General features: G+C 47.9%; 12 protein-coding genes and 1 other RNA gene. 3 read left to right on the top strand and 10 right to left on the bottom strand.

The genetic code is table 11. From position 1 onward, the window contains the following. Nucleotides 1-188: 188 nt before the first annotated feature. From ffs to MKX74_RS00625, 8 genes are all read right to left on the bottom strand, one after another. Nucleotides 189-454, bottom strand: an RNA gene (gene ffs / locus MKX74_RS00660) — signal recognition particle sRNA large type. Between the two features lie 163 nt (nucleotides 455-617). Beyond that, nucleotides 618-815 (bottom strand): 50S ribosomal protein L31, encoded by a 198-nt coding sequence (rpmE, locus tag MKX74_RS00655; RefSeq protein WP_018888081.1) that lies wholly within the window; start codon nucleotides 813-815, stop codon nucleotides 618-620. Between the two features lie 130 nt (nucleotides 816-945). Next, on the bottom strand, nucleotides 946-1473 hold the full coding sequence (locus tag MKX74_RS00650) for a hypothetical protein (RefSeq protein ID WP_018888082.1): 528 nt from the start codon (nucleotides 1471-1473) through the stop codon (nucleotides 946-948). A 56-nt stretch (nucleotides 1474-1529) separates the two neighbouring features. After that, nucleotides 1530-2807 carry a radical SAM protein gene (locus MKX74_RS00645; RefSeq protein WP_018888083.1) on the bottom strand — a complete coding sequence of 426 codons (1278 nt, stop codon included), beginning with the start codon at nucleotides 2805-2807 and terminating at the stop codon, nucleotides 1530-1532. A gap of 139 nt (nucleotides 2808-2946) precedes the next feature. Beyond that, nucleotides 2947-4287, bottom strand: coding sequence for a transcription termination factor Rho (gene rho / locus MKX74_RS00640; protein ID WP_018888084.1), 1341 nt, complete (start codon nucleotides 4285-4287; stop codon nucleotides 2947-2949). Between the two features lie 262 nt (nucleotides 4288-4549). Next, nucleotides 4550-5803 carry a UDP-N-acetylglucosamine 1-carboxyvinyltransferase gene (locus MKX74_RS00635; RefSeq protein WP_018888085.1) on the bottom strand — a complete coding sequence of 418 codons (1254 nt, stop codon included), beginning with the start codon at nucleotides 5801-5803 and terminating at the stop codon, nucleotides 4550-4552. Between the two features lie 216 nt (nucleotides 5804-6019). Then, a complete protein-coding gene (fba, locus tag MKX74_RS00630) occupies nucleotides 6020-6874 on the bottom strand; it encodes a class II fructose-1,6-bisphosphate aldolase (protein ID WP_018888086.1) in 855 nt (284 codons plus the stop codon). Between the two features lie 484 nt (nucleotides 6875-7358). Further along, nucleotides 7359-7739, bottom strand: a complete 381-nt coding sequence (locus tag MKX74_RS00625; protein WP_018888087.1) for a response regulator — start codon at nucleotides 7737-7739, stop codon at nucleotides 7359-7361. A gap of 312 nt (nucleotides 7740-8051) precedes the next feature. Here MKX74_RS00625 and MKX74_RS00620 point away from each other — a divergent pair, with 312 nt between their 5' ends. Beyond that, entirely contained in the window at nucleotides 8052-8432 is a 381-nt protein-coding gene (locus MKX74_RS00620) for a hypothetical protein (protein WP_341177176.1), read from the top strand. Between the two features lie 130 nt (nucleotides 8433-8562). Here the strand turns inward: MKX74_RS00620 and MKX74_RS00615 are convergent, their stop codons facing one another. Beyond that, complete coding sequence (locus tag MKX74_RS00615) at nucleotides 8563-10164, bottom strand: CTP synthase (protein ID WP_018888089.1); 1602 nt, start codon at nucleotides 10162-10164, stop codon at nucleotides 8563-8565. 495 nt (nucleotides 10165-10659) lie between these two features. Continuing rightward, on the bottom strand, nucleotides 10660-11205 hold the full coding sequence (rpoE, locus tag MKX74_RS00610; protein ID WP_018888090.1) for a DNA-directed RNA polymerase subunit delta: 546 nt from the start codon (nucleotides 11203-11205) through the stop codon (nucleotides 10660-10662). 342 nt (nucleotides 11206-11547) lie between these two features. Between rpoE and MKX74_RS00605 the strand changes: the two genes are divergently transcribed. Both MKX74_RS00605 and MKX74_RS00600 read left to right on the top strand, forming a co-directional pair. Continuing rightward, nucleotides 11548-12705 (top strand): S8 family peptidase, encoded by a 1158-nt coding sequence (locus tag MKX74_RS00605; protein ID WP_018888091.1) that lies wholly within the window; start codon nucleotides 11548-11550, stop codon nucleotides 12703-12705. 307 nt (nucleotides 12706-13012) lie between these two features. Continuing rightward, a complete protein-coding gene (locus MKX74_RS00600; protein ID WP_018888092.1) occupies nucleotides 13013-13621 on the top strand; it encodes a DUF1349 domain-containing protein in 609 nt (202 codons plus the stop codon). Nucleotides 13622-13684 lie beyond the last annotated feature (63 nt).

The raw sequence follows: 13684 nt of genomic DNA, 5'->3' as shown, positions 1-13684 counted from the left end.
CGTTACCCTCTTTCAGTTCACTATGGTGACCTTCATCGTGTTACTCATTATACTATAATCCTGAACACAAAAAAACATCTCGCGCTGCTGCGCAAGATGTCGATCGCTAATTTGTATAACCTAATTAAATCCCCATCCAGAGAATATTGATGCTACAGAAAAAAAATAGTCCGGTGGATAAAATTAAGCCGTGCACCTGTTATTGATATTGCGACCCGAGCGGCAATCCTGAACATCAGCTCAGGCTAGGCTACCCTCCGGCACAAGAGCGCTCTTGCTTATGGCTGCTTCCTTCCGGACCTGACCAGGTTCACAAGTGCTCATTGCGGAGGACCCAGCCGTCAACGCCAAGCGCAGGGACCAGCCTCACATCAGCAATACCTCTAACAGGAATTCAACCTCGCTATAGCGGATTGCGAGTTACAGGGCACCGCTACCTCCCCATCTAGCACGGTGAAAATAAGTATATCTTAAGCATGTACAAATTGCAACCAACAGGTGTGTGGCAATTATGCCATGATTTGTCCTATCCATTTATCAAGGATAGGCACACAAAAATCCCCCTGCCAAAGACAGGGGGAATGGCTACTAAATGATGCCATCAGGCAACATTCAGATTAGATACCGTATTTCTTCTTGAATTTATCAACACGGCCACCAGCGTCAACAAATTTTTGCTTACCTGTGAAGAAAGGATGGCAAGCGGAGCAAATTTCTACGCGCAGTGCTTCTTTTACGGAGCCGGTTTCGAACGTGTTACCGCAAGCGCAAGTTACAGTTGTCTTGAAGTATTTCGGTTGGATTGCTTGTTGCATTGAGTTTCACCTCTTTCCGCCCTGAGTTTCTTAGTCCACCCAGAGTAATGTAGACACATGAACGAATTATAGCACTACCCATGTTAATATGCAAATACTTTATTGTATTTAAAATACCGCAAAACACACCTTAGTATAAATCCACAATTTGTCTATACTCTTGATCAGGCTCGTGGCTGCTAAAACAGTGCTTGTCCACCTTTTCCCCATTATAGATGTTCATAATGTTCAACTCATAATAAGGATCCTCGTGGGTTGAAATTCGGCCATTATATTGGATTCGCCCGTACTCATCAGACTTCAGGGAAAAAGCACGCTCATGCAGCAAATTCCCCCAATAATCATACCTGTAAGGAGCGCCAAGGAAGGCTTCATAGCGAAAATCAACATGTAGCCATTCATCCTCACGGAGTACATCTATACAACCGATGTTCCACTCTTCAGCACCAGGCTTGAGTATAGTAAGACTTTCCTTTTGGCGAAAACCCTCCTGATCTTGCCATATACTTATAGTATGACAAGGCATACCATAATCCCGATGGAATTCAAGAGCCGTTGCCGGAAGCTTGAATGCACGCTGATACCTGTTCCTGAGTGACGAGTAAGGGGCACCCCTAGTATACTTATCCCACCTCAGCACAACATGCTGTAGCCACATAGACACATCCCGCCTTTTTCACGCGCACTAAAAAATACTTCAATCATCCGGAATTGTTAGAGCAAGGGAATGGATTTCTTGAGGCGTGCACTGCCTTCTGGGGGAACATGTGTGAACGATCCAATTACAACATCCGGCAATTCTTCCCGGTAGATCTCCAGCATCTGCTTCATTCCCAGCACATCGCCTTGGGCTGGAGGAATCAGCTCCAGATAGCTCTCCGGATCAATATTCAGATTCCGCATTTGAATGAGCTTCAGGTCTGTTCTGCGAATGAACTCAATCATCGCTTCAATCTCTTCCTCACGATCGGTTACGCCCGGGAAGATCAAATAGTTAATGGAGGTGTAGACGCCTTGCTTGGCCGCGTAGGTCAGGGACTTCTCGACATTCTCCAGTGTATAACCACGTGGCTTGTAATACGCATTATAATGTCCGTCCAGCGCACTGATCGTACTCACACGCATCAGATCAAGTCCTGCATCCACGATGCCCCGGATATGGTCGTTCAGCCCTGCGTTCGTGTTGATATTGATGTAGCCCATATCTGTGATGGATCGAACCTCACGAATCGCTTCGATAATGAGCTTGGCTTGAGTGGATGGCTCTCCCTCACAGCCTTGCCCGAAGCTGATAATCGATTCCGGTGTCTTCAGATGCTCCAGCATCACCTCTACAATCTCCTCCACGCGGGGACGGAAATTCATCCGGGTCTGCGGAGAGACGAAGCCGCTATCCTCCGGTTGCTCCGATATACATCCGAAGCAGCCAGCATTACAGGAATAGGAGACGGGGACTCCACCCTCCCAGCGACCAAGGAAGGTATTCGACGAGGTCAGGCATTCATAACCAAGCGCACAATTGGTTAAATGCTCGTATAGACGATTGTCCGGGTATTGCTGGACCAGTCGCTCTACTCCCCTTTTCACCTGAGTACGGTCACAATGATCTGGGTTCCACTTATCCGGGTTATCGCTCTGTTCAGCAGTTACATAGAAATTACCATCCTTCCACACCACCGCGGCATATCCGAATAAAGGTAACTTATAATCCTTATCCGTCTTCACATAGCCCGGAAGACACAGCCGCGTAAAGCCTTGCGGTAGCAGGGCACCTACGGCTTGCAGATCGCCAGGCAACGGAACCATCTCACCCGTGCTCGGGTCCATACCTATTGGCCGGGTGCTTGGAAGGCTAACCAGAGTAGCTCCCGCTGGTAGAGGGATTAGCTCCTCTTCCATAATCTCGACAATCATATCCGCGCTGCGGGCAAGTCCATGCAAGGAAGCATGGTCATATACATTCCCGTTAGCATCGGCGTATACCAAATACATAAATGGAACTCCTTTCGTTCCTTCCAGTGTAGATTCAAGTTGATTGTAATACGTCACTGAGGGAATCAGACCGCCACACCAACAACCCGTAATAACTCATGCCAGAAAGGCAACGTCGTCGGTGGGAGTCAGAGAATTGTTAGTTCGTGGAGGCTGGTACAGAAGCTGTCGTGGAACGAGACGTTCTACGCTGGCCACTGGTTCCTGTGCCAGAGTTGCTTGTATTATTGCCAAGCGAACTGGTGTCGAAGGACGCCAGGAATTCTGCATTATTCTCACTATTACGCAGCTTCCGCAGGAAGCCTTCTACAAAATCATGACTGTCATTCATATTCTTGCGAATTGCCCAGATCGTATCCAACTCTTCCTTGTTCAGCAGCACCTCTTCACGGCGCGTACCAGATCGACGGATATCGATAGCCGGGAATATTCTCCGTTCCGCCAGCTTGCGATCGAGATGGAGCTCCATATTCCCCGTTCCTTTGAACTCCTCATAGATAATATCATCCATCCGTGACCCTGTATCAATCAGAGCCGTTGCCAGGATCGTCAGGCTACCGCCTTCCTCCACATTACGCGCAGAACCGAAGAACCGCTTGGGACGATGGAATGCAGCAGGATCAATACCACCACTAAGTGTACGGCCAGATGGAGGAATGACCAGGTTGTAGGCACGAGCAAGTCTAGTGATGCTATCCAGCAAGATTACAACATCCTTCTTGGCCTCTACGAGACGCAGTGCACGCTCCAACACCAGTTCAGCAACCTTAATATGATTTTCTGGCAGCTCATCAAAGGTAGACGCAACAACCTCACCCTTTACCGAGCGCGACATGTCCGTAACCTCTTCCGGTCTCTCATCAATCAGCAGCACAAATAACTCAATTTCTGGGTTGTTGGTAGAAATGCTGTTGGCAATTTCCTTGAGAAGCAGTGTTTTACCGGCTTTAGGGGGTGCAACAATCAGTCCGCGCTGTCCAAGTCCGACGGGAGCTAATATATCCATGATGCGAGTAGACAGATTTTTGGGGGATGTTTCTAGGACTAGCTTTTTCTGTGGATAGAGTGGAGTCAGTGCTGGAAAATGCAGCCGTTCAGCAGCATGTTCGGGGCTTTCACCATTCACTGCATTCACTTGCAGCAATCCAAAGTAACGCTCGTTTTCCTTAGGTGCTCGACATTTCCCTGATACCAGATCACCCGTACGAAGATCGAACTTGCGAATCTGTGATGCAGAGATGTAAATATCCTCCGCACTCGGGAGGTAATTAATCGGCCTCAAGAAGCCGTATCCTTCAGGAAGAATCTCCAGAACTCCCTGCATGAACATCAGTCCGCTTTGTTCGGCCTGCGCCCGCAGAATCGCGAAGATGAGTTCCTTCTTCTTCATCTGACCGTAGTAAGGTATCTGGTGCTGTTTCGCCAGTTTATACAAATCGGTCAGCTTCATTTCTTCCAAATTGGAAATTTGCAGATCCATATAATAACCACCTATTCAATTAATAAGTCCATCAGACAGGCACAAAAATCCCATTAAACTATAATTACCCAATTATAGATCGGTTATGCACCTCTTTAAGAATTTATAATATTACAGAGGCTATACAGATATCAAATGTATCCGCAGCCTCTATATCTATCACCTTGTTTGCGGTTAGCCTATCGATACTTCCAGGCAAGATCGCCTATGGAATATATCGGATAATATAACACTCGATGTTAGCTGTGTCAACGCAACCCTACTACTCCGTTTGACGCCACACATCTGCACCCAGCATACGCAGATTCGATACCAAATGATCATAGCCGCGGTCGATGTATTCTACACCCGTAACCTCGGTTATACCTTCTTCGACAGTTAGGCCAGCAATGACAAGTGCCGCACCCGCTCGCAGATCAGAGGCCTTGACCTTAGCTGCATTCAGCGGACTGCCCTCAATGATTGCTGATCGACCTTCCACGCGAATCTTCGCTCCCATACGAACTAATTCCGGGACATGCTTGAAGCGATTACTATATACAAAATCACTCAATACACTGACTCCGCGACTCTGCGTCAGCAGACTGGTCATTGGGGATTGAAGGTCCGTAGCAAAGCCTGGATAGATCAAAGCCTTCACATCAACATGAGCATATTCTGGAGCACCAATGACGCGAATGCTCTCATCATACTCCTCAATACCCACACCCATCTCCTGCATCTTGGCCGTCAGAGCTTCCATGTGCTTGGGGATTACGTTGTCGATCAATACATTGCCACGGGTGGCGGCGGCTGCAATCATGTAGGTTCCAGCCTGTATCCGGTCAGGAATAATAGAGTGTCGGCAGCCATGCAGCTCCGATACACCCTCAATCCGAATGGTCTCGGTTCCTGCTCCTTTAATGCTGGCTCCCATGGAGTTCAATAGTGTTGCCACGTCTATAATTTCAGGCTCTTTGGCCGCATTTTCAATAGTTGTCGCGCCTTTGGCTCTCGCTGCCGCCAGCATAATATTAATGGTAGCACCTACACTGCTCACATCCAGATAAATCTTGGCACCTCGTAATTCCTTCGCATAAAGATGAATCGCCCCATGCTCATTCTTCACGGTTGCACCAAGTGCCTCAAATCCTTTAATATGCTGATCTATCGGTCTAGGTTCAAAGTTACAGCCACCAGGCAGGCCAATTACAGCCTCCTTAAAGCGTCCAAGCATAGCTCCCATCATATAATAAGAAGCACGCAGCTTCTTCACCGGACCATTCGGCATAGGAATTGACTTGATATCCGAAGGATCAATTCGCATCTGGCTGCCTTCCCAAGCTACAGAGGCCCCGAGCTCCTCCAATATTTCTGCGTACACCGCCACATCACTGAGGAGCGGCAGATTGTCTAATACTACTTCCGACTCCGCCAATATCGCGGCAGGAATCAAAGCGATCGCACTATTCTTAGCTCCGCTGATGGATACCATACCCTGAAGTTTACGTCCGCCGGTGATCATCAATTTTTCCATAATCCAGAAGTTCCTCCTACGTGACTTGCAACTGGTGATGCAGACATGATGCTGAGGTGCTTGTACTGTGAAAGTGGTGAAAATGGAAAGACACCGGCTAAGCGGTGTGCTCTCCATATCATTCTATTCAAATTTGGCTACATTTAGCCGCTAAAGCTTACATTCATGCAGACTTGTCCAATTAGACTCGCCATTCAAAGTGTTGCCTAAGCTAGATTAAGCTTGGTTGTTGGATCCGAATTCGCGGATTTTGCCGATAACTGTTTGTTTGATAGCTTCACGGCCTGGTTTCAGGAATACACGAGGATCATAAGCTTCAGGCTTCTCAGCCAATACTTCGCGCACAACTTTGGAGAAGGAGATTTGGTTCTCAGTGTTCACGTTGATTTTGGAAGTTCCCAGAGAGATTGCTTTCTTGATGTCATGAGTTGGGATACCAGTTCCGCCGTGAAGTACGAGTGGAAGACTTACTGCGTTACAGATCTCTTCCATTTCTTTGAAGCCCAGGTTAGGCTCGCCTTTGTAAGGACCGTGAACGGAGCCAAGAGCTGGAGCCAGTGTATCGATGCCTGTCTCGTTAACGATACGTACGCAATCGTCCAGCTTCGCATACATTACGTCACCAACAACATCGTCTTCCTGACCGCCTACCATACCAACTTCTGCTTCAACGGATACGCCTTTGGCATGTGCATATTCAACGACTTGCTTCGTCGTCGCGATATTAGTATCAATCGGGCTGTGGGAATCATCGATCATTACGGAAGTGAAACCAGCATCGATTGCTTCTTTACATTTCTCAACGGAAGAACCGTGGTCCAAGTGAATAGCTACAGGAACAGTTACTTTCAGGTCAGCCATCAGACCCTCAACCATTTTTACAACGGTATTGAATCCGCCCATGTAACGAGCTGCACCTTCGGATACACCCAGAATTACTGGGGATTTCTCTTCTTGAGCTGCTTCAAGGATTGCGTGGGTCCACTCCAAGTTATTAATGTTGTATTGACCTACTGCGTATTTTCCTTTCAACGCTTTGTTCAACATGTCTGTCATCGATACTAATGGCATGGTTCATCCTCCTAGGATTATCGTTTGTCTGTATTTGTTTAGCCGACTTACAATACGGGGTTATTATACCACATCCCATGTCAAATACTAAACAAGCATTTACAATCATTGAAGGGAATATTGCACGTTGTTTCATAAGTATTTTTCATAATTCATTCCCAACGTTTATGGGGTTCGCAATATTGACAGGAGGAAGTGCCCTGATCAACACAACGTATAGACGAATAGAATCACTTCGATCTATATGTTGAGGATTGAAGGGCTACCTGTCGATTTATACAATTCCTCACACCAGCACAGAAAATAAATAATCCTTCTTTGAATATTATATCATTCTGAAAGGCCTATTCTAAAGGGTTGAAGGAATTACTCCAGTTGTTAGAAGCCGTCAATGATATGCCGTCTTCCTAGCTGGGCCTTACAGCGGCTTGGCCTACGCACACGACAAAGAAATCCTGCTGGGCGCAGGACTCAACAATCAGCTTTAACGGTTAATTCCACTATGCTGTAAATGTCCATTAACGGCAACTCTCATCTCATCAATATCGAACGGTTTGGTAAAATGCATCAGAGCACCCAACTCTGTCGCTTCCTTGATCATGTCTAATTCTCCATAAGCTGTCATCATGATGACCTTCACGGCTGGCTTCATAGCTTTGATGTGCTTGAGAATCTCCAGTCCATCCATTCCCGGGATCTTCATGTCCAGCAACACAAGATCAGGAACCTCCTGCTCGACAATCTCCAGAGCGATCTTGCCGTTAGGAGCCTGGAATGTCTCGTATCCCTCACTGCTGAACACTTCCATGAGTAGAATACGGATACCGTTCTGGTCATCGACAATCAACACTTTCTTCTTTTCCACATTCTTACCTCCCAAGGTCATGAAAACAACAACAGATGCCTTTCCCTTCAAGTTGCGCAGTATGCCATTGCATCAGATAAGGTTTGATACAAAGATATTCTAGATTGTACGGGGAAATCCTGCACAGATACAAAATTGTGGAAAATATCGTATCTCCAAACTGTAGAAGCAACTTAAAATAAGATACACTATGCCTATGAAAGGGCAACGAATTGATGTGGCGACGTCGGCTTGTCGAGGCATCCCAAATTAGTGTGTTTAGCAGAGTAGTTAAGTAAAGTTCAGTGTATTAACGCAAGGGGAGGGCACACAATGAAGAGCCCATTAAGAAATATTACCGTCGATAATCACGCATTTGTGTACTGGCATTCGGGTGGACCACGCTTTGTCCTACATATCTCACCCAAGGTAGACAAAAATATAAAAATCACGCTCGTCTTTGCAGCCGATCCACCGGACGAAGACCCCTTCACCTCCTGGTGCTTTTACGACATTACTGCACAGAAAAACAATGAACAGACGATCATTCATCTAGGCAAGCCCCGACATATAGCCGAGATCATTGATTATCTGAAGAAGGAGCGGCCAGAGCTCTGGTGTAAGGGGCAACCACACATTATTGAAAATACATGGGACACGCTGCGGGATATGGGCTACACCAACCTGCGCCCCATTTGGAAAGGTGAATTCTAGTTAGAGTCTGTGCCTAGAGATGCACCTGCTGCATTATGATCATACGTGCCCCTGAACACAAATAGCGCGCATCGGTGAGATTCACCGACACGCGCTATTTAGGTTAGCAATACCCGCTGCTATAACCAGCTTAGTTTTGCAATTGCAGGGCTGCTTTGACAAATTCACGGAACAGCGGCTGCGGACGGTTCGGACGGGAGGTGAACTCCGGATGGAACTGAACAGCCAGGAACCAAGGGTGATCTGGATATTCGACGATCTCTACCAGACGTCCATCTGGTGAAGTACCGCTGATCTTCAAACCAGTCTTCTCGATCACTTCACGATACTCATTGTTGAACTCATACCGGTGACGGTGTCTCTCATACACCAGCTCATCGTCATAGCAGGCCATAGCCAGGGAGCCTTCTGCCAGCTTACAAGGATACAGTCCTAGACGCATAGTGCCACCCAGATCCTCAATGTCCTTCTGCTCAGGCAGCAGGTCAATAACTGGATATTCAGTCGAAGGGTTAATCTCCGAGCTGTTCGCTCCTTCCAATCCTGCGAGTGCACGAGCAATCTCGATGACGGATACCTGCATACCCAGGCAGATACCGAAGAATGGAATCTGGTTCACACGGGCATAGCGAATAGCACTAATCTTGCCCTCGATACCACGATCACCGAAGCCACCTGGTACCAGAATACCAGCAACTCCGCCCAGAAGTCCTTGTACATTCTCGTCTGTAATCTCCTCTGCATTGACCCAGCGAATCTTCACATCTGCATTGGCATCAAAGCCTGCATGCGAGAGAGATTCCACGATACTCAGGTACGCATCATGCAGAGCTACATATTTACCTACAATGGCAATCTCAACCGTCTTCTCCAGCTTGCTAATCCGTTCAACCAGGCTCTCCCAATCCTTCATATCTGGTGGTGGCGTGGTCAGCTTGAGGTGGTTCACGACAATCTCGTCAAGGCCTTCCTCACGGAGATTAAGCGGTACTTCGTACAAAGTAGAAGCATCGCGGCATTCCACTACAGCATTCGCGTCAATATCACAGAACAGGGCAATCTTGGCCTTCATGTCGGCCGACAGCTCATGCTCGGTGCGGCACACGATCACGTTCGGTTGAATACCGATGCTACGCAGTTCTTTTACGCTATGCTGAGTCGGCTTAGTCTTCACTTCACCGGCAGCCTTGATGTATGGAATGAGGGTTACATGAATGTACATCACATTCTCACGTCCAACCTCACTCTTGATCTGACGGATCGCTTCCAGGAACGGAAGACTCTCGATGTCGCCCACTGTACCACCGATCTCAGTGATGACTACATCGGAACCTGCTTCACGACCAGCACGGAACACGCGCTCCTTGATCTCGTTCGTGATGTGAGGAATAACCTGAACTGTACCGCCCAGATACTCCCCACGACGCTCCTTGCTGATGACACTGGAATAGACTTTACCAGTGGTTACATTGCTATTCTTGGACAAGTTAATGTCGATAAAACGCTCATAGTGGCCTAAATCCAGATCCGTCTCTGCGCCATCATCCGTAACGAATACTTCACCATGCTGATAAGGACTCATTGTCCCGGGATCGACATTCAAATAGGGATCGAACTTCTGGATCGTAACCTTCAATCCCCTGTTCTTGAGAAGTCTTCCTAGTGAAGCCGCAGTAATACCTTTACCAAGAGATGATACAACCCCGCCCGTCACGAAAATATACTTTGCCACTGTTTAATACCCTCCTAAATATAGTCCAAAAATTCAGGCGACATTATGATGTTAGCGTAACCCGCCAGATCGTCATCCATCCAGCACGGATCATCATCCATGAAAGAAGGCAGCAGAATGATCTTTCAACCCTGCCGCCTCGCCCTGGTTACCACAGGTGCAAGCACCCTATAAGAAAAACATATATCGTTGTTTTCCTTGCAATATCAGGAAGCTGATGCTCCGTAACTTATACTTCTGACATTATAAAAACAAAAAAAGCACTCCCGCTGTACGGGGCACTTTTTATCACTCGGAATGATTTAATATACATACTAATCATAAGCCCAAGCAATAGTTTACCTTGTGTGTATTGCCGTGTCAAGGAAAGTTGGGACTAGATTTTACAAAAGTTTGCCGCCTCTTCAAACGACTACCTCCAAGGCGTTATAACAGGAAAAAAAGGGCAGACACCCCTGCTATCAAGCAGAGATACCCGCCCTTCTCCAAGTCGAATTAACGATCGTCCGGCTCGCCTTCTTCTTCGGACTCTTCGTCTTCCTCTTCTTCTTCCTCATCCTCAAGATCTTCATCATCAAGGATAACTTCTTCATCCGCATCATCGTCGTCGTCTTCGCCATCGAACAGGTCATCATCCACATCATCGGAATCATCACTGCTGAAGTCGTCGTCCGCGTCGTAGCTTTCCTCTTCCTCGTCCTGATAGTCATCGTCCTCATCGTCTTCATCATTGATGATACGTGGACGCTTGGCGCCTGTAAGGGCGTCTTCGGATTTGTCTACAGGATACCAGCGCTTCAGTCCCCACAGATTCGTGCCGACACAAGCGAACCGCCCATCGATGTTGATTTCCGTATATAGCTGAGCGATAACATCATTAATCTCATCTTCGGTCAAGCCGCGCAATTTGGCGACCTCATTCATCAAGTCACGGTAGTAATAAGGCGTATTGGCTGCTTTGAGCACCATAAACGCCAGATCCACCATAGGAATTTCATGGACCTTCTCAGGGTCAATCTTCAAATTGAGTGGCGTACTCACTAAAGGACACTTCCTCTCACGCATAATTCACAAGTCACTATCCATTATCACACATAAGTAAAACCTATTTAGGCACAAAATGCAAGTATGTAGGGCCAAGTCCAATCAAGGAAAAAGGACGGAAGGAAATTCCCCCCGCCTCTCGACTGTATCCGCTTTGAAGGACGCGCCCTCAAAGTTGGTGCATTAAGGGCCTGAGCCCTCTATGTATCCTATGTCCGTTCAGCACATTTGACACGAGCGCAGGCCTATTCTGTAAAAAAAGGGGCAAGTTCCTCATGCCGTTCCCCCATGTCCTTCATACAATACCTCAGCACAGCTCATCTGAGGGGAGCGCAGAGTATGGATTACTCGTTTTTTTTGCAGCAGCTACATGAAGCCATCCAGAGCTCCGCCGCCCATGGCGGACGTCACAAGCACATCATCCGCTTCAACAGGCCTGGACAATATCGGGAATGTCTGTCGCACCTACAGAAGATGAAATCCGGATTCTCTGGCCTTCGGCGTATTCAGGCTGCCCATTCCATTCGTGCCCTGATTGCTCCTGCCGCCTGCCGCGAACGTCTGGAGCGATTTCAGGACAGACTGGTGATTGAACGTGACTCCAGTGTTCGAATTCATAAGAGTAGTACCCCGCAGATCCGTATTGAGCCAGAGGGCGACATTCCGTGGGGGATCAAGCAAATTCGTGCCCCCCGCATTTGGCCAATCTCAACAGGCTCCCGTGTCCGGATCGGCATTATTGATACTGGTGTGGATTTTCAGCACCCGGATCTTCAGCACGCACTCGCACGAGGGGTTAATTTGTTGAACCGTGCTTTATGGCCCTACGACGATAACGGTCATGGAACTCATATTGCCGGTACCATTGCTAGCATCAACGGCCAATCCGGCTTGATGGGTGTCGCCCCACATACCATCATCTATCCTGTGAAAGCTTTTGACCATAATGGCTCCGCTTATGTATCAGATATTGTCCTTGGCATTGACTGGTGTGTACGCAACCAGGTTCATATCATTAATATGAGCTTCGGCATGAAGACCCGTAGTAAAGCGCTGCTGGATGTCGTGAATCGAGCCCATCAAAGCGGGATTACCATCGTCGCCTCCTCTGGAAATGATGGCAAACGCAGCAGCATTGATTATCCGGCACGTTACCCACAGACCATAGCCGTAGGTGCTACAGACAGATTCAAAAGAGTCGCCACCTTCAGCAATCGTGGTCCTTACGTGGACGTATATGCCCCTGGAGACAAAATCATATCCTCCTGGATCAAGGGTCGACACCATGAGATGAGTGGAACGTCTATGGCCACCTCTCATGTCAGCGGCGCCATTGCCTTGTTGCTCGCCCAGAAGCCTGACCTGTCTCCTTCCGAGATCAAGGCGCTGCTGCGCAAGACATCTTCTCCCATTCGCTCTCCCAAGGGGGCTACGCGTCGGACCAGCAAACTTGGAGAGATCGATGCCTATCGTCTGCTTCAGGAAGGCTTGAAATAAGCTGTCGCTACACTTCATAACGGAAACAAGATAAGGAGCAGGGCAGAACGAGAAGTGGCTGCCCCACTCTTCCCCTTGCGAACTCACAGGCTGATGTGAATCTCACAGTCTTATGTGAATCTCATAGGCTGATTAGCGATATTTCAAGAGTTCTCAGACCATTAACAGGAATTCAGCAGCTCGCAGCCGAATATAGAATCTTAGGTAAGTAGATGGGATGAGCAGGCACACTAGAACAGTGATATTTTGTCGATTTATCCCAATCTCCACCTCGAATAATGATGATTGATGGTAAGGAGCGAGTCTAATGAACCTGTTTGAAGGCTGTTTTGAGAAAGCGCTATCTTCGAATCTGAAATGGATTAATGAGCCTCAGGACTGGGGATTTCAAGATGGAAATCTTGTCATCGAGGCTCCTGCTGGCGGTGATTTCTTCCTTGACCCAGGCGGTTCCGCACCCAAGAATTCAGCGCCTTTTCTCTATACCAACGTAAGCGGAGACTTCCGACTGACCACACAGGTCCGTGTCGATATGAAGGAGCAATATGACTCTGGCTGCTTAATGATCATGGCGAAGGAGAATTACTGGGCGAAGGTATGCTTTGAATTCTTCGAGGAGGAGCCATCCATTCTCAGTGTCGTGACCCGTGGCACATCCGATGATTGTGTATCTGCCCCTACCGGTGTCCCTACACCTTACTTAAGCATTGCAAGAGCTGGCAACAGCTTCGCCTTTCATTACTCGAAGGATGGACAACGCTGGAAGCTCGTTCGCTATTTCGGACTGGATTGCCCAGAGGACATTAAGATCGGCATTGTAGCCCAGTCTCCTATCGGGCAGGGCTGCCAGGTAATCTTCAAGTCACTGGAGCTGCAGCATGGCGTAGACGGCGACATTCGCGAGGTCGTGTCCTGACCCTATTGATTGGGCGGCCAATCAGGCTACGCAATATGAAATAGGCATCGGCTGGTTTTTTCG

This window comes from Paenibacillus sp. FSL K6-1230 (genome assembly GCF_038002385.1).
GTDB classification, from domain to species: domain Bacteria; phylum Bacillota; class Bacilli; order Paenibacillales; family Paenibacillaceae; genus Paenibacillus; species Paenibacillus massiliensis.
Note: the sequence above shows the minus strand (reverse complement) of the source record. Positions and strands in the feature narration are given on the sequence as shown.